This window comes from Legionella fairfieldensis ATCC 49588, from assembly GCF_000621525.1.
GTDB classification, from domain to species: Bacteria; Pseudomonadota; Gammaproteobacteria; order Legionellales; family Legionellaceae; genus Tatlockia; species Tatlockia fairfieldensis.
In genome coordinates this window covers 1-17604 of sequence record NZ_JHYC01000013.1, presented here as the reverse complement: position 1 = coordinate 17604, position 17604 = coordinate 1, and the positions used below count along the sequence as shown (strand labels likewise).

Here is a 17604-nt window from a genome sequence, read left to right as displayed (position 1 = left end):
ACTTTCAAAATTATTAGCTAGTTAATGCAAGATTCAAATCCCGCAGATAGCTCAAAAAGAACGGAGTGCTCAAGCACCCCGCCACCAAATCTTTCATCCGAAGACATTTTCGTGCCTCCGTCTCTTCAATTACTTATTTTTTATCCTCTTTGACTTCTTCAAATTCAGCATCAACAACACCTTCATCTGATTTTGCTGACGTTTCCTGAGCAGATGCATCAGAGGTTTCCTGAGCAGGTTGACCTTCAGCCGCTTTTTTAGCATAAATACGCTCAGCCATTTTACCGGAAGCTTCGTTTAAAACTTTTAACTTCTCTTCAATCATGGCTTTATCGTTACTCTTGGTGGCTTCTTTCAGCTCGGCAATAGCCGTTTCAATCCCTTTCTTCTCATCCTCAGACAATTCATTTTCCAAATCTTTCAAGGATTTTTCACTGCTATGGATAAGGCTATCGGCCTGATTGCGAATGTCAGCCATCTCTTTGAATTTTTTATCTTCATCGGCATGAGTTTGCGCATCTTTGATCATGGCGTCAACTTCTGCGTCACTCAATCCACTGGACGCTTTAATCACAATCGATTGAGCTTTACCTGTGGCTTTATCTTTGGCAGATACATTCAAAATACCATTGGCATCAATATCAAAAGTAACTTCAATCTGAGGCACACCGCGTGGCGCAGGAGGAATATCAGTCAGGTCAAAGCGGCCTAAAGACTTATTGGCAGATGCCTGCTCACGTTCACCTTGTAACACATGCACAGTGACCGCCGTCTGTCTGTCATCTGCTGTGGAAAATACCTGATTAGCCTTTGTTGGAATTGTGGTATTTTTCTCAATTAACTTGGTCATCACACCGCCTAAGGTTTCAATTCCTAACGAAAGTGGAGTGACATCGAGTAATAAAATATCTTTGACATCACCTGACAACACGGCCGCTTGAATCGCAGCACCCACCGCTACTGCTTCATCAGGGTTGACGTCTTTACGAGGCTCTTTCCCAAAGAAATCCTGCACCGTTTTTTGCACCATTGGCATACGGGTCTGACCGCCGACAAGAATCACTTCATTAATTTGCGATACATTCAAACCAGCGTCTTTCAAGGCAATTTTGCAAGGCTCAATAGTACGTTCAACCAGTTTTTCTACCAATGACTCGAGTTTTGCTCGCGTAAGTTTGATGTTCAAATGTTTTGGCCCTGAAGCATCGGCAGTAATATAAGGAAGATTAACGTCCGTTTGTTGGGCAGAAGATAATTCAATTTTGGCTTTTTCTGCCGCTTCTTTTAACCGTTGTAAAGCCAGTGGATCATTATGCAAATCAATCCCTGTATCTTTTTTAAATTCAGCAGCAAGGTATTCAATGAGAGTCAAATCAAAATCTTCACCACCCAGGAAAGTATCGCCATTGGTAGCTAATACTTCAAACTGATGTTCACCATCTACTTCGGCAATTTCAATAATGGAAATATCAAAAGTACCGCCGCCCAAGTCATAGACAGCGATAACAGAGTCGCCTCGTTTTTTGTCCATACCATAAGCCAGAGCGGCTGCGGTAGGCTCGTTAATGATACGTTTGACTTCCAGACCTGCAATTCGTCCAGCATCTTTAGTAGCCTGACGCTGCGAGTCATTAAAGTAAGCGGGAACAGTAATAACCGCTTCGGTCACTGTTTCACCTAAATAATCTTCAGCAGTTTTTTTCATTTTACGCAAAACTTCTGCTGAAATCTGTGGAGGAGCCTTGTCCTGACCTTTAACACGTACCCAGGCATCCCCGTTATCTGCCTTAGTAATTTTATAAGGCACCATTTTAATATCTTTTTGTACAACGGGATCATCGAACCGACGGCCGATTAAACGCTTAACGGCATACAGGGTATTATCCGGATTGGTTACCGCCTGACGCTTCGCTGGCTGGCCAACAAGAATTTCATCATCATTGGTAAAAGCAACAATTGAAGGTGTTGTGCGATGTCCCTCATTGTTTTCAATAACACGAGCTGTAGGACCTTCCATTACTGCTACGCAGGAGTTGGTCGTACCTAAGTCAATACCGATAATTTTTGCCATTTTATTCTTGCTCCAATTCTCTATTTATTATGCAATAGTTGTCATATGGGGGATAATTTGTTAATTTCAAGCTTTTTCATTAATAGGTTTTGGCTTCGCCACAATCACTCGCGCGGGCCGAATTACCCTGTCATTCAACTTATAGCCCTTTTGAAACACTGTCAGGACCGTATTAGGTTCAACACCTGGTACATCCTGCATGGACATTGCTTCATGTTCCTGAGGATTAAACACTTCGCCTTGGGGATCGATCTGTTCCACATCCAGTTTTTTTAAAGCATCTATAAATAATTTTAACGTTAACTCCAAGCCTTCCCGCATACCTTGCTGACTTTCTTTTCCAGCTAACTGCAACGCTTGTTCAAGGCTATCAATAACCGGTAAAAAAGAATGAATCAATTTTTCCTGGCCATAACGATGAGCATTGGTGATATCACGTTCTGCACGGCGACGAATATTTTCCAGTTCAGCCGTTGCACGAACAGCCTTTTCCCAGTTTTCATGCGCTTTTTGTTCAGCAAGGGTCAGTTTTTCTTCAAGCTCAGCATAACTCAAATGCTCCAGGGCAGCTTCATTATGTTCTGTTTCCTCTTCTTCGTTTAACTGTTGCTCTTCTGCCTGCTCGCTTTCTTTTTTGATTTTATGCCAATCTTTGCTTTTATTTTTATTCATAAAAAACCCTCTCACATAAGTTGATGCCCTTAACTGGGGGTCATTCAAAAAAATTCAAGTCCAGTACCCCGATTATTTGTAATTGCTTGCACACATTGTTCATCCATCGCATACTATGGCACCATCACCAGGTTTTAAGCAGATGCGAGCGAGGCCCATGAATGTATAGAAGGGCGCCTGGCTGACCTGAGCGAGCTTGCCACAAGTATAGCCCCTGGCGGGTTATGTTATAGTATAGACATTAAGTAAGAGGTTTATTATGCAACAATGGTCTCCTCTTTCCTGGCAACAGTTTCCCTACGAACAAGCAGCAATTTACCCCGATAAAAATCAGCTGGACAAGGTTGTTGAGCAATTAAGTCTGTTGCCTCCTCTGGTCACCAGTGGGGAAATAAAAAACTTAAAGCGTGCCATAGCAAAAGCAGGACGCAGGGAAGCATTTATTCTGCAAGGTGGTGATTGCGCCGAATCATTTAAGGACTGTCGTTCCGACATAATAAGCAGCAAACTCAAAATTTTATTGCAAATGAGTCTGATTATGATTCATGGCATCCGTAAGCCTATTGTCCGAATAGGACGCATAGCGGGTCAATATGCAAAACCCCGCTCTTCGGATTATGAAACAATGGATGGTATTACGTTGCCAAGTTACCGCGGTGATTTGGTCAATTCGCAACAATTTAATGCCTCGGCCCGTATCCCTAATCCCAAATTAATGTTACAAGGCTACAGTTGCGCCGCGATGACGCTCAATTTTATTCGTGCTTTACTTGACGGTGGATTTGCTGATTTAAATAATCCGCAACAATGGGATTTGGATTTTGTAGAACATTCTCCTCAAGCCGATGAATATCATGCTATTGTCCACTCGCTCAGTGAGTCGCTTGATTTTATCGAAGCGATTGATGGTTTGCGTGCAAGTAATTTGAATAAAGTTGATTTTTATACCTCCCATGAAGCCTTACATCTTCATTATGAGCAAGCCCTTACACGCCGCCTGCATGATGGCTTATGGTATAATCTCTCTACCCATTTACCCTGGACAGGTATGCGCACGGCAAAACCACATAGCGCCCATCTGGAGTTTTTACGGGGTATACAAAATCCGGTGGGAATCAAAGTAGGGCCTGATGCAACCACAGAATGGCTGACGGAAATAATAAACCTGATTAATCCTCACCATGAAGAAGGACGTCTGCTTCTCATTACCCGATTCGGCGCACAAAATATCTCTCGGCTACTACCCCCACTCATTGAGGCGGTCCATAAAACGAAAAGTCCTGTCACCTGGTCCTGTGATCCAATGCACGGGAATACTGAAATTACCTCTGACGGGATTAAAACTCGCCATTTTGATACTATTCTCTCGGAATTACAGCAAGCCATGCAAATTCATCATGAAATGAATAGCTATTTAGGAGGGGTTCATTTTGAGCTAACGGGAGATAACGTCACCGAATGTATTGGCGGTGCGCGTGGATTAAATAAGGACGATCTAAAACGTGCTTACCGCAGTTTAGTCGATCCTCGCCTGAATTATGAACAATCTCTGGAAATGGCCATCCAATTGACACGACAGGTTAAAGAAAAATTTGCTGTAAATAAGCAGGAATCCGCTGTTCTAACCAGTAAATCGGTCTGCCAGGCAAGTTGCCTGCAATGAATCCCACATGCCCACCTTTGGCGCTCACCTCCAGACAAATTGCTGAAGATAGCTCATTCGCAGAAGGAATAACTGCTGGCGTCATAAAGGGATCATCGAGCGCATGAATGATTAACGTTGGGGTTGCGATACAAGACAAATATCGACGAGAACTTGCTTCATTATAATAAGCATGCACATGAGGAAAACCATGTAGTGGCGCGGTCACCCGATCGTCAAATGTCCAAAAGCATCGCCATTTATGAACATCGTTTAGAGGCTGAGGCATATTTTCAGACGTGTATCTTGCTTTTTTCTGTGCAAATACTTGTCTTAGACGACGCAATAAATAGTCTTGGTAAAGGCGTGAAAAACCTTTCCCAATACGCTCGGCAACGATACGCAATTGAAAAGGTACCGACACTGCCACCGCCGCGTCAATTAACGATTGCGAACCTTGTTCACCTAACCATTTAAGCAATACGTTTCCGCCTAATGACACACCTACTACTGCTTTTTTGCTCTGAGGTTCACGTTGAGCTAAAAGATGAAGCAGGTAATTAATATCCCCGGTATCACCTGAATGATAAGCGCGTGGTAAACGATTAGGCTCCTGGCTTGCCCCTCTAAAATGCATTAATACTGCACGCCAGCCGAAGCGATTAAACGCATGCATCAAACCTGCCGCATAAGCAGAATGCATGGAACCACCCAAGCCATGCAATAAAACGATTAAGGGTGCATCGGGAGATAAACCATTATTTGCCCATGCCAAATCAATAAAATCACCATCGGGTAATTCAATCCGCTCCATTTCATCAACTGGTGTTTTAATTCGTCTGACCAGAGTCGGATACATGGTTTGGCTATGGGAGCCTGGTAACCACCAGGCCGGTTTAAAATCACTATCGATTATCATGACAGGCCGGACTAAATTCATGAACGGCATCAAGCATTACAGTCACATGTTCGGGCGGTACATCAGGAGTGATACCATGCCCCAGGTTAAACACATGGCCAGCACCTTTTCCAAAGGCTTGCAAGACTTGCTTGACCTGCTGCCTGATACAATCAGGATTGGTAAGTAACACGGCTGGATCAAGATTACCTTGCAGAGCTACCTTGTCACCGACTTGTGAACGAGCAAAACCGAGATCACAAGTCCAGTCCAGACCCAGAGCATCACAGCCCGTTTTGGCCATTTGCTTTAACCACTGCCCGCCCCCTTTAGTAAAAAGAATGACAGGAATCTGCGGATATCGTTGCTTTATAGAAGAAACGATCTGCTCCATATAATAAAGAGAAAAAACCTGATAGGACTGAGGCGTTAAAATACCTCCCCAGGTATCAAAAATCATTAAGGCATTCACTCCGGCTTCAATTTGCGCTTCAAGGTATACAGTCACAGCCTGAGCAAGTTTAGCCAGCAAGCAATGAGCAGCTTGTGGCTCTGTATAAAGAAGGTGCAAAATCGATTTAAAATCGCGACTGGCTCGTCCTTCCACCATATAACAAGCCAAAGTCCAGGGACTACCTGCAAAACCCAGTAAAGGTAAATGATTGGGCATTTCACGCCGAATAAGGCGCACAGCCTCCACCACGTAGGTTAATTCATCGTGTGGTTGAGGAATAGTCAGCGCATCAATCCTGCTTAAACTGCGAATTGGTCGTTCAAAACAAGGTCCCTCTCCTTCACTAAAATAGAGGCCCAGCCCCATAGCGTCAGGAATAGTTAAAATATCTGAAAATAAGATTGCCGCATCCAAAGAAAAACGGCGAAGAGGTTGCAACGTTACTTCACAAGCCAGTTCTGGATTTTTACAAAGGCTGAGAAAATCACCCGCTTTTTGTCGTACTTCCCGATATTCTGGCAGATAACGACCCGCCTGACGCATAATCCAGACAGGAGTACGAGGTACGGGCTTTCGCTGTAAGGCACGAATAAATAGGGATTCACTGATATCGTTCATAACTACCTGACAAATAACTAAAGCCAAAATCTTATCATTTTTTCCTTGTTGCTGCTCTAAAATAATTTTTCGAAGGTATTATAATCCTTTTCGCCCCTAAGAGAATGGGCTTGCTTGCCTGTAACAGAAAACTCCTCCCTGGATGCCGACTTTCGTCCGGCACAAAGCGACCACTAACCAAACTATAGGCTATTTAATATAATCTTATCTTCTCAAAACAGTCTTTCGTAAAAAGAAATAGAATTATTTCCCAAGCGATTTTTAAAGTTGCTCTTCTATTTTCTGATTGTTATGCTAGGCCAACGCTGTTTTGGAGCAAAGAAGTGGATAGTCTTCATATAAAGGGTTTAAGTATAGCGACACGTATAGGTGTTTACGCCTGGGAACAACAAATTACCCAACCTCTCCTGTTGGACATCACAATCCCTGCTGATTTTTCCACCTGTCAGGATAAATTGGCCCATACTATTGATTACGCTGCGCTGTGTAATCGGGTAACCGATTATATTGAATCCAATGCTTTTTGTTTAATTGAAACGGTGGCTGAACAGGTGGCTGCTTTAATTAAAAATGAATTTAATATCAACCAGATTACCATCGCTGTCAGCAAACCGCATGCAGTTAAGAATGCGGCGAATGTACAAGTTACGGTAACTCGTTAACAATACATTTTAGTCTTTTTTCTCTATTAGCAACATTGTCCAGCAATGATTCAACTTCTTTGCTTGTTGTATCTACAAGATACGCGATGCATGCTCATCAGCCAAGCAGGGATTATTCATGACAAAGTTACATGGGTGTAATTTTGTGCCACATTTTCCTCCAGGATATCTGGAGAAGTGAAGCCATTCTCTTTTTTATTGCGTGGGTGAAATAAATTATTAATCCCCTGATTTTTTTCCTCTTCGACAAATTTTGAAGGTAGGTCAGTGATTACTTCGACTGGTTGCCTTGCAGAAACTTGAGCAATTTTCGTTTGCCTGTCCGTAGTATTAAACATAGCCCCCAAAAAATAACTAATAACACATAAAGCAAATGATCCTACTGTAACACCGGCAGCCAATATACACGCACTGCCTAATGCCGTTACTATCCCGGCTGTAAAAGCAATGACGGGAAAAGCTAGCCCGCCGGTTGCTATCGTTGTAATGAGCAAAGCACCTATGAGCAGGACACTTGTACTAATCAGCAAGCCCAGCGATAAATCGGAAGCTAACGGTTTCTTTAACCATGACGCTTTTTCATCCAGAATATTATCCACAGCACATTTCGCACGGTAAGAATTAAATAAAATAAACAGAGTGGTTGAGGTCATGACGACTAGCGGAATTAAGGGTGAAACAGCCACACCCGCCACAGAGAAACCAAGAATAAATGCTAAAAAGGCGATGGCGCCGTAAGCCAAAATCCATTGATTTTGTGCAATATTTTTTTTCACGAATTGGTTAAGCGTAGTATGATCAAATAAGTAATTTATAGAACCGTTTAACATAATGTCGGAAAAAAATGCCACTTTATCCGTAGAAGTCATTGAGCAGCTGACGCCACCTTCTTCGGAGACAACTCTGGCACAAAGTGCATCATTTAAACCATCACCAACAAACCAGACTCCTGCTGCGATATCTTTTGACTTTTCTTTACCTTTTGATTCCTTTTTATTTTTTGATTTTACCGATGCCATTAAATCACGCAGAAAGGCTTCTTTTTTTTGAGGTGTTTGCTTCGCATGAATATTTTCAGGTTCAAAAATGAGGCCATTTTGTTTATTAAATCCCTCCGCAGAGAGAGGTTCGTCACCCGTAAGCATTATTAATGTTATTTTTTTCTCCGGGTCTTTTGGATTCTTTAAGCGATTCAGTAGGGGAATAATACCTTCCCGTACTTCATGCTTTATCAGAATTACGCCTTTATAAATCTTGTTTTCTGCCACATAGACTGGCGAATAACCTTGTGACAGCTTTTCCTGTACGGAACGAGAGAATTCTTTTGGCAGATACGCTATATCTTCATCCTGAAGATAGTCTATATTACCCACGTGAATTATATTACCTTGGACTATAGCAGATAATCCTCTATTTTTTTTATCAATCGATTCATCGCTAATATCTCTAATCACAATAGATTGTAGAGCATAGGTTGTTTCATAGTAGGTATTAATGGCTCTCGCGAGAGGGTGTTCTGCCCCATAAGCTTTTTCAAGTAGATAAATTCTTTGCCATAGAGGGTCTTCAATCCCTTCTGATGAATCAACTTGACTGTTTCCTGTTGTCAGGGTTCCTGTTTTATCAAAAACAATAGTATGTATGGAGTCAGATTGGCTAGCGAGAGCCTCATTGCAGCATTTGATACCTTTCTTATTACGCTGATACAGACTCAATAAGCGCGGTAACTGGTGACCAATAGCAACCGTACAAGGGCATACTGCAAACAGAATACCCATCGTATTTTGTAATAATAAAGGAAGCGTAAAAAAACCCAAGGCAACAGGTATTGCAATAGATACCATGATGCTTATTAAAATTAATGCCGTGTAAAGGTAGGTAAATTTACGGTGAGAAACAGGCGGGGCTTTTCGCTCTCGATTAGCTCTAAATAATATTTTATTGATCGTACTGTCATAGGAATCGTTAGCAACCCAGGCTTTCACAGTTTGACTTAAATTAACAGCACCTGCATGAACAAAATCAAAACGTTCCTTTGCATGCCGCGGTTCACCCGTCAAGTGAGATTCATCGACCCATATACCTCCCTGTAAAAGCTTGCAGTCTACCGGGAAACACGCTCCGGGCTTAACGGTAATTAACATTCCTTTTTTTAAGGCAGATTCTTCCAAAGAGAGAATTTGTCGCTCTGTTTCCATCAATTTTTGTAAGTGAGAAAGATTGTCTTCAGATTGAATATCAGCGTCCATTATTTTCAATAAATCCTGATCTTCAGAAGATAATTGATAGCAATCGTATTCTTTTGCCATTTGAGGAAATAAACTTCGATACATGGATCTTGATTTGGCCAAAATCAAACGCTTTATTTCATCCATTACATTAACAAGAGTGACTAATGTAGCTGGCATAACAAAGTTCATAAATGCCATGGAAAAGCCGGTGGACACAGGCATTTTAATAACATGATAGATTGTATGAGCCAACGATAATAACCAACCCGAAGTAATCGCAGTTGGCATATAATTCAACTCTTTCTCGCGTAAGTGGTAATAGAACTGTTTAAAATAGCTACGTGCAGTGAAAGCCGTACTTAAAAAAGAAATGGCCGTTAGACCCAGGGTGAGCAATAGAGACGGTGGGAAAACAACATTTAAAATAATAATGGCAGTGATAGCACCTAAATTAACAGCAATATTTATCCAGTTCGCCCACGTGGGACTTACCAGAGGAAAACCTGCATTAGTCAACCTTTCTTCAAAATCCTTAAGCATTTCATGGGCGTGAGCATTATCCAGGTTAAATTCTTCTTCGCTTTCAATTTTTACCTCGAAGCAGTAAGTTCCGAATTCGGATGGCCGTGGGCAAATTACGGTTTCGGCACTGGCCGGTAGCCACTGCCGCTGCTTAAATGTATTCAAATCACTCAGCAAATTACGAATGGAAGTACCACAGCCCTCATGACACATCACATTAGAAATTGAAAATGTGGTTTTAACGATTTCTTTTTTCACAAGTAAACTCCGGATGCTCAATGCGGGATTGCTGATAAGGCATTAAGCTGCCATTTTACGAATCATTCCCTTAACGTGCTCACTCTGGGCCAATGTAAATTGCACTTTTTCAGCGTCTTCTTTGGTGGCAAAAGGCCCCACAATAACACGATACCAGTCCATCTGATGCTGGATTGTAGCAGATACGCTTACATCAAATCCTTTTAAGGTCAACAGCGCTTTCATGTGTTCAGCATCTTGTCGGTTTCTGAAAGAAGCAACCTGGACCAAATAAGTTTCTTTGTTAGTCGAGGCAGATACTGCTACAGGCTTATTTTCAATTTTTTCAGTTAACGTTGCTCCAAGGGGTGATTGCGGTGACCTTGGTGCCATAGACTGCGATTCCGTTATGTTGGCCTGCGGGTGCGGACGAGATAAAGAAGTCGCTGAATTCACTTTATCTTTTGCTAACAAAGTATAAAACTCAAACTTTGGCTTGGGTAATTCGACTTGCCTGGGGGAAGCTAATACCGGTTTTTCTTCATTTTTTTGACTGGCAATGTTTGCTTTAATCCAGCCGCTTAGACTATTAAAATCAAACACCATTGCCGTCAGGTAGCCGCAAAAAAAAGAAATCAGAATCCAGAATAGTTGCTGAGGGGCACTACTTTTTTGTTTTACTGGCCTTCGTCTTCCGTAATCCTTCGCCATCACATGCTCTCGGGGCTTGATACACCTAATAATTGCAAACCGTTACGTAATATTTGACGCACGGCCTTTAACAAACATAAACGCGCAGATCGCAGGTTTTCATCTTTACATAACAATTGTACTGCATTGTAATAACTGTGCAATCCTGTTGCTAATTCCCGCAAATAATAAGCCAATTGGTGGGGTTCACAAGTTTTGGCACTGGTCATTATTACTTCAGAATAACGGCAAAGCAAGGAAATTAATGCCACTTCCTGCGGGGTGTTTAATTGCTCAATTACTGTAAGACCCTTTGCCTCGTCCCATTCTAACCCTCGCTCTTGTAACTGGCGAAATACAGAGCTTATACGAGCATGAGCATACTGAATATAGTAAACAGGATTGTCACTTGATTGTGATTTAGCGAGGTCAAGATCAAAGTCCATATGCTGTTCAGGCTTACGCATTACATAAAAGAAACGCGCTGCATCATTTCCTACCTCCTCACGCAACTCTCGTAAGGTAACAAAAGAACCACTACGTGTGGACATTTGTACACGCTCTCCACCACGATAAAGAATGGCAAACTGAACCAATAACACATCCAATTCTTTCTCAGCATGGCCTAATGCACTAACAGCGGCTCTTACGCGAGTCACATACCCATGATGATCGGCTCCAAAAATATCAATGACCCGATCAAAACCCCGATCATATTTATTCCAATGATAAGCAACATCTGAAGCAAAGTAAGTGGTTTGTCCATTTGCACGCACCAGTACCCTATCTTTTTCATCGGCAAAATCTGTGGCCCGAAACCACAAAGCACCTTCTTTTTCATAAGTATGCCCCGCACTCTTCAATGCGTTAATCCCCTTGTGAATAGCGCCATTATCAAACAAGGATTGCTCGGAAAACCAACAGTCAAACTGAACACCAAACCCGGTCAAATCATCTTTAATGTCATCCAACACTGAATTTAATGCCTGTTTGTGAAATAAATTAAAACCTTCATTCCCAAGCAGGATACGTGCTCGTTCAATCAAGGCATCGATATAGATTTCCTTATCGCCACCTTGTGGTTCATCGGCTGGCAGGCCCTCCTGAACAGATGACCATGAATGCAGAAACCGTTGACCATACTGATCAAGCACTTCCCTGGCAATTGCCGTCACATACTCACCGCGATAACCATTAGCAGGAAAAACTATCGTTTCTCCCGCCAGACTCAGATAACGGAGCCACACGCTTGCAGCAAGAATATTCATTTGCCGGCCAGCATCGTTGACATAATATTCACAACTGACAGTAAACCCTGCGGCCGTTAATAAATTGGCCAAAGTTGCGCCAAAAGCAGCACCGCGCCCATGTCCGACATGTAACGGACCGGTGGGATTAGCGGAAACAAACTCCAAAATTACCTTTTGACCACTTCCCAGATCGTTATGACCAAAGCATTCGCCTTTTTTTATTATTTCAGCGATAATTTGAGAACGGGCTTCCTCGCGCATAAAAAAATTAATAAAGCCAGGGCCAGCGATTTCGATACGCTCAACTGTTGGATGAGAAACCAAATGATTTATTATTAACTCCGCCATCTGACGCGGAGGCTGGCCACAAGGTTTAGCAAGCATCAAAGCCAGATTGGTAGCAAAGTCCCCATGATGAGTATCTTTGGCGCGCTCTACCTTAATTTCAACCGTAATGTCCTGCGGAATAACAGAAGAAAGCTTGAGAGCATCAACAGCTTGCGCGAGTAATTGTTCGACCGTTTGTTTCATAGGGCTTTTTCACTTATCAAAAGCCAGTTATTATGCTCTTTTTCGTACCAGTTGCAAAGTATCCTGATTGTGAAACTAACAACCGCCCCTCTTGATTTGCGGTGTTATTCAATTAACTTCGTCCGCTCCCTTCTCTCCTTGAGGGGACGGGTTAGGATAAGTGATGTTATTCAGTTAACCGGTCAGCTCCCTTCTCCCTTGAGGGGACGGGGTTAGGACAGCGATGTTATTCAGTTAACCGTTCAGCTCCCTTCTCCCTTGAGGGTACGGGGTTAGGACAGCGATGTTATTCAGTTAACCGTTCAGCTCCCTTCTCCCTTGAGGGAGAAGGGTTGGGGATGAGGGTGGCTGGTTTGTCTCGGTCTTCAAGTAAATGCAAAATGCTATCCATTACACCTTGTATATTTTTAAAAACTTCATCGTTCCAAATGCGTAACACTCGATAGCCACGGCTTTCCAAGTATTTAGTGCGATTAGCGTCATAGTTCTTTGCATTGATATGTTGTCCACCGTCAATTTCCACGATCAATTTTTTCTCACGACAAACAAAATCAGCAATATAATTACCAATCACTTGTTCCCGAACAAATTTATAATTGCATAAGCGCCTGTTACGTAAATAATACCACATCCGATTTCCCGCATCAGTCATGTTTCGTCTTAGTTTTTGGGCGCGTTCTCTCATGATGTTTGTAAACATTTGATTCACTATTAAATGCTGCTTTCATGATAATGATAATATCATCATTCATCGGTAGTTATCCAAATCAGGCACCCTCATCCCCAACCCTTCTCCCTCAAGGGAGAAGGGAGCTGAACGGTTAACTGAATAACATCACTTATCCTAACCCGTCCCCTCAAGAGAGAAGGGAGCTGAACGGTTAACTGAATAACATCACTTATCCTAACCCGTCCCCTTAAGAGAGAAGGGAGCTGAACGGTTAACTGAATAACATCACTTATCCTAACCTGTCCCCTCAAGGGAGAAGGGGAGCTGAAAAGTTATCTGAATAACATCGGTGCTAACTATTAAAATTGCTCTCTGATTTTCATAATCTTATCGAGATTATTTTTAAACAACTCACGCAAGGATTCCAGATTTTCCTTATCCATCAATTCGCTCTGTTCAAACTCATCGGTGACTACCAGATTCACTAATTCTTTTATTCCTTCTATTGCCAGGCTAACTTCCTCCGCCAAAGCAATTAATTGTTTTTTTCGCTCTTCTGCAATTTCATTCTGCTCATAATCTATCGCTTGTATTTTTACCTCAATTTCAGCTTGCAATCCTTTAAGCTTTTGCTCCAGACGACGAATACTATCTTGCAAATCTTTGTCTACGGACTGTATAAATGTAGACGGTTTTTCTGCGGATGCATTAACCATTATTACTCACTCCAATCAGACGTTGTCTTTACTCAATATAACTACCTACTATAAGCCTAGTGCCATCTTTTACTTTTCGCCACTGGCACGGAGGCCAGCGGGTTAAGGTATTAAATCTCACGAACCTCCTGAATTATCACCTCTTCGACGGGTACATCGCTATGTCCCATACGTTGTCCAGTTTGAACCCTGGCAATTTCATCGACCACGTCCATTCCCTCTACAACTTCGCCAAAAACGCAGTAACCGTAACCCTGAACAGTTTCGCCACTAAAATTAAGGAAGGAATTATCAACCAAATTGATAAAAAATTGTGCTGTTGCTGAATGAGGGTCCATTGTTCTTGCCATTGCAATGGTGCCTCGCTTATTGGGTTTTGCTGATTTTGCTTCATTTTCTACTCCAGTTTCCGTACTTTTCTGTTCCATGTCTGCGGTTAACCCACCACCTTGAATCATAAAACCATCAATGACTCGATGAAAAATAGTGTCAGAATAAAAACCACTGCGCACATAATGCAGAAAATTTTCAGCCGTTTTAGGTGTATTTTCTTCATCCAACTGTACCTTGATATCCCCTTTTGATGTACTGATTACGATCATTAAAACTCTCCAATTAAATTATGACGCAAGAATAAGAGTCCGCATTTTAGCACAAACATCATGCATGACATGAACGTTATGTATACTTGCTAAAGCTGTAAATAAATTTGCTTTTTGTTTAAATAAATGATGTAAAAACGCCCGGGAATGGTTTTGACAGGTATAGCAGGTACAATCTGGCATAATAGGCAAAGGATCGTTAGCGAAACAGGCTTTCTTAATCTGAATACGCTCGTTTTCATAATGACTTGCAAAGCGTAACCACTGTCCATCACGTACCACTTCACCGGAATACAGAGCGCCATGACGTGCGTTACGCGTCGGAGCTACACAATCAAACATATCAATCCCTTCCGCAACGACATCAATCAAATCCTGGGGAGACATACCCACTCCCATCGTATATCGTGGTTTGTTTACCGGTAAACAAGATCGTACCCAGCGAATAACTTCCACTGTCATTTCCATGTCAAAACCCACTGTTTCGCCCCCAATGGCAATACCATCCGTATTCATTGAAGCAATAAAATCGGCACTTTCACGGCGTAAATCATTATAGATCCCCCCTTGAACAATACCAAACAAGGCTTGCGGGGCACCATAACGAGAGGCGGGATATTGCTGATGATAGGTTATAGATTGCTTAAGCCAGCGATGCGTCCGTGCCATAATTCGTTGTACTTCATCCCGAGAACAACGATCAGGCGTACATTGATCAAAAGCCATAATAATATCAGCACCAATAATTTTTTGGGTGGCAAGAGACATTTCGGGTGTCATATGAATCAGGCGTCCCGTAACGGGAAGTTTGAAATGCGCGCCTTCCTCATCAATTGTACAAATTTCTTTATTTTTTGAGAGGCTAAAAATCTGAAAACCACCACTATCCGTTAACATAGGACCATGCCACCCCATGAAACGATGCATGCCTTGAGCCTCTTCAATAATGTCCATTCCCGGGGCGCAAAGCATATGATAGGTATTGCCGCCCAGAATAATCTGACTGCCCGCAGCGAGCAATTCCTGAGGGGTCATATTGTTCACGCCAGCACGAGTGCCAACGGGCATAAATACAGGGGTTAAAAAATCGCCATGAGGTGTAGTAATCCGCGTAACCCGTGCATTCGTGAAAGGATGGTTTTTAATAATTTCTGAGCCAAATTGATTCATTCTAATCGATTAATTCACTGTGATGACTGGTGATGATAGCCAAGTGGTTTCTTATTTACCAGCATGGCCTAAAGAATTTACTTATTCTTCACAACGAATAAATCGCGCAAAAAGACTAACGTGGCAAACAGCATACCTAGAAAATAGAGCGTTGACCAGGCCGGCATTGACAGGCCAAGCCACTGCCAGGATATTTCCGCACAATCTTCTGTACCCCAAAGTAGCGTGCGCAACACATCCTGCCACGGAAAATATTGAATTAATACCTCAAGTCCTGGCATACACGCAGGTGTTTGATTGGCAGGCAATGATTGCAACCACATCTGGCGAGTGGCGAAAAATACACCTCCTAAAGCAATAATGCCTTGGGAAACAATTATTATCTTACGAGATCTCAAATTGTTAACATATGCACCCAGCAAATAAAAAACAAGTAGTAAAAATACCATTAAACGCTGCATCAAACATAAAGGACAAGGCTGCATATGTTGAACATATTGAAAATACAAAGAGCATAAAAAAACGATGCAGCTTACAAAAGCAAGAAAAATCTGTCCGTATTTATAAGTTAATTTAGTCATGCTGGGGCAACATATATTGAATAGCATTTTTAAGATCTGCCTCACTACATTCTGTACAGGTTCCTTTTGCAGGCATTGCATTCATCCCTTTCATTGCAGAAGCGACCAGTTCATCGAGTGTCTTATCATCAAGACGCTGCTGCCAATCAGTAGCTACCTGAAATCTGGGAGCGCCCGCCAACCCGTCACGATGACACACAGAACAATGTTGTTCATAAATAATTTGTCCTGATTTCTCTTCTACGGGTTCAGAGCTTACTTCTTCAGCCAGACGCACTTTACCTATCGGTTGGATACGCTCTTTAATCTGCTGAATAGCGGAGTCATTTGCCGCCTCAGTATTCACGCTCATAATGCCAAGTAAGAGAATAAAAACAAAACGCATCCTTTATAACCTTAGTTATTCCAAACACTCAATGATACCGATAAGCAAAAGGTATTTCCAGTTTGTACTTAATATCCAAAAAGATTTTTTTTTGAACAACAAAGCCTGCTTAAGGTTTTCTTAACAGAAATTAGGTATAATAACTAATCAATATGACTAAACTAAATGAAATTTCAATGACTTATTTTATTACAGAAAATGGTTCTCTTTTAAAAAAAGAAAATGGTATATGGTATATTTATTCCAAAAACTCATCGGCGCCCTCTCCCTGGCATGAAATTCAAACAAAACCATATAGATGTCCCGCTGATTATATGGATATTAAAGATTTTTGTGATAGTGTACATAGCGTAGATGACAGTCACTATCCTTACGTTAAGGTCATTAGACATGATATGAGTTCTGGAACGTTAGAGCTGGATAATAATGAATTTGTTTTTTTTGTTAAATTAGAAATTGATAATAGTAATCTCGAATTACTGGCAAACGATATCAAGCAGAGAGCAACGTATGCAGAAGAAGTCAGATTAAGATCCTTGGATTTTCGTATTAAGAGAAGACTGGAAGATCTTGAGGGACAACTTAATAGAGGCTCGGATAAGAGTGTTAGAACATATACCAGACCGCCAATCGTCCGGGAACCAGCAAAAATTGATTCCTATAAAAAACCCCAGTAATGGGTTTTAAACTTTAATAAAGCATTATAGATCAAAAGGTTAATTTGTTTTGAAATAGAAAAAGGTAGCTGGAACATTGTAATATCGCAATTTTTTCCCGACGAAAGGAATTTGTGATATGGACATGCACCAGCTGGTTAATATTTTCTGCGAAATAGACGATTTCTGCAACGAGTTAGATAAACATTGTGAACATTATATGCTAACAGGCCCGACAAAAAGCAAGCGCGGTCCGGCTTGCAGCTTATCGATTAGCGAGATTATGACTATCTTGGTTATGTTTCAAATGTCCAGATTTAGAGATTTTAAAAATTTTTACACGGGT

The 17604-nt window shown here is 41.7% G+C and carries 16 protein-coding genes and 1 pseudogene; 4 read left to right on the top strand and 13 right to left on the bottom strand.

The window, feature by feature from the left end:
- Positions 1 to 133: 133 nt before the first annotated feature.
- Complete coding sequence (gene dnaK / locus T345_RS0104270; RefSeq protein ID WP_028388250.1) at positions 134 to 2071, bottom strand: molecular chaperone DnaK; 1938 nt, start codon at positions 2069 to 2071, stop codon at positions 134 to 136.
- Positions 2072 to 2137: 66 nt separating this feature from the next.
- Positions 2138 to 2743 (bottom strand): nucleotide exchange factor GrpE, encoded by a 606-nt coding sequence (gene grpE / locus T345_RS0104265; RefSeq protein ID WP_028388249.1) that lies wholly within the window; start codon positions 2741 to 2743, stop codon positions 2138 to 2140.
- A gap of 259 nt (positions 2744 to 3002) precedes the next feature.
- On the opposite strand from grpE, the gene T345_RS13550 reads away from it, so the two are divergent.
- Complete coding sequence (locus tag T345_RS13550) at positions 3003 to 4406, top strand: 3-deoxy-7-phosphoheptulonate synthase class II (protein ID WP_084273729.1); 1404 nt, start codon at positions 3003 to 3005, stop codon at positions 4404 to 4406.
- Here the strand turns inward: T345_RS13550 and T345_RS0104255 are convergent.
- Both T345_RS0104255 and hemE read right to left on the bottom strand, forming a co-directional pair.
- Positions 4324 to 5304: a hydrolase gene (locus T345_RS0104255; RefSeq protein ID WP_028388248.1), complete on the bottom strand. Its 981-nt coding sequence runs from the start codon at positions 5302 to 5304 to the stop codon at positions 4324 to 4326. The two genes, T345_RS13550 and T345_RS0104255, sit on opposite strands and share 83 nt — an antisense overlap.
- Positions 5291 to 6355, bottom strand: a complete 1065-nt coding sequence (gene hemE, locus T345_RS0104250; RefSeq protein ID WP_028388247.1) for a uroporphyrinogen decarboxylase — start codon at positions 6353 to 6355, stop codon at positions 5291 to 5293. The genes T345_RS0104255 and hemE overlap by 14 nt, the downstream gene beginning before the upstream one ends.
- 323 nt (positions 6356 to 6678) lie before the next feature.
- Between hemE and folB the strand changes: the two genes are divergently transcribed.
- On the top strand, positions 6679 to 7017 hold the full coding sequence (gene folB / locus T345_RS0104245) for a dihydroneopterin aldolase (RefSeq protein ID WP_028388246.1): 339 nt from the start codon (positions 6679 to 6681) through the stop codon (positions 7015 to 7017).
- 116 nt (positions 7018 to 7133) lie between these two features.
- Here folB and T345_RS13545 read toward each other — a convergent pair whose 3' ends face one another.
- From T345_RS13545 to T345_RS0104200, 9 genes are all read right to left on the bottom strand, one after another.
- Positions 7134 to 10028, bottom strand: a complete 2895-nt coding sequence (locus T345_RS13545; RefSeq protein WP_051555128.1) for an HAD-IC family P-type ATPase — start codon at positions 10026 to 10028, stop codon at positions 7134 to 7136.
- 42 nt (positions 10029 to 10070) lie between these two features.
- The gene (locus tag T345_RS0104235) at positions 10071 to 10718 is read right to left on the bottom strand and encodes an SPOR domain-containing protein (protein ID WP_028388245.1); all 648 of its coding nucleotides are present in this window, start codon (positions 10716 to 10718) and stop codon (positions 10071 to 10073) included.
- Positions 10718 to 12478 carry an arginine--tRNA ligase gene (gene argS / locus T345_RS0104230; protein ID WP_028388244.1) on the bottom strand — a complete coding sequence of 587 codons (1761 nt, stop codon included), beginning with the start codon at positions 12476 to 12478 and terminating at the stop codon, positions 10718 to 10720. The genes T345_RS0104235 and argS overlap by 1 nt, the downstream gene beginning before the upstream one ends.
- 286 nt (positions 12479 to 12764) lie before the next feature.
- Positions 12765 to 13178 (bottom strand): endonuclease domain-containing protein, encoded by a 414-nt coding sequence (locus T345_RS13540; RefSeq protein WP_207385048.1) that lies wholly within the window; start codon positions 13176 to 13178, stop codon positions 12765 to 12767.
- 329 nt (positions 13179 to 13507) lie between these two features.
- Positions 13508 to 13864, bottom strand: coding sequence for a hypothetical protein (locus tag T345_RS0104220; RefSeq protein WP_028388243.1), 357 nt, complete (start codon positions 13862 to 13864; stop codon positions 13508 to 13510).
- Between the two features lie 110 nt (positions 13865 to 13974).
- The gene (locus tag T345_RS0104215; RefSeq protein WP_028388242.1) at positions 13975 to 14466 is read right to left on the bottom strand and encodes a peptidylprolyl isomerase; all 492 of its coding nucleotides are present in this window, start codon (positions 14464 to 14466) and stop codon (positions 13975 to 13977) included.
- Positions 14467 to 14484: 18 nt separating this feature from the next.
- Entirely contained in the window at positions 14485 to 15636 is a 1152-nt protein-coding gene (tgt, locus tag T345_RS0104210; protein WP_028388241.1) for a tRNA guanosine(34) transglycosylase Tgt, read from the bottom strand.
- Between the two features lie 77 nt (positions 15637 to 15713).
- The gene (locus T345_RS0104205) at positions 15714 to 16217 is read right to left on the bottom strand and encodes a disulfide bond formation protein B (protein ID WP_028388240.1); all 504 of its coding nucleotides are present in this window, start codon (positions 16215 to 16217) and stop codon (positions 15714 to 15716) included.
- A complete protein-coding gene (locus T345_RS0104200; protein ID WP_028388239.1) occupies positions 16210 to 16602 on the bottom strand; it encodes a c-type cytochrome in 393 nt (130 codons plus the stop codon). Before T345_RS0104200 ends, T345_RS0104205 begins: the two co-directional genes overlap by 8 nt.
- 176 nt (positions 16603 to 16778) lie before the next feature.
- Between T345_RS0104200 and T345_RS0104195 the strand changes: the two genes are divergently transcribed.
- Positions 16779 to 17279: a hypothetical protein gene (locus tag T345_RS0104195; protein WP_028388238.1), complete on the top strand. Its 501-nt coding sequence runs from the start codon at positions 16779 to 16781 to the stop codon at positions 17277 to 17279.
- Positions 17280 to 17397: 118 nt separating this feature from the next.
- Positions 17398 to 17604, top strand: a pseudogene (locus T345_RS15295) (IS982 family transposase); the annotation flags it as partial.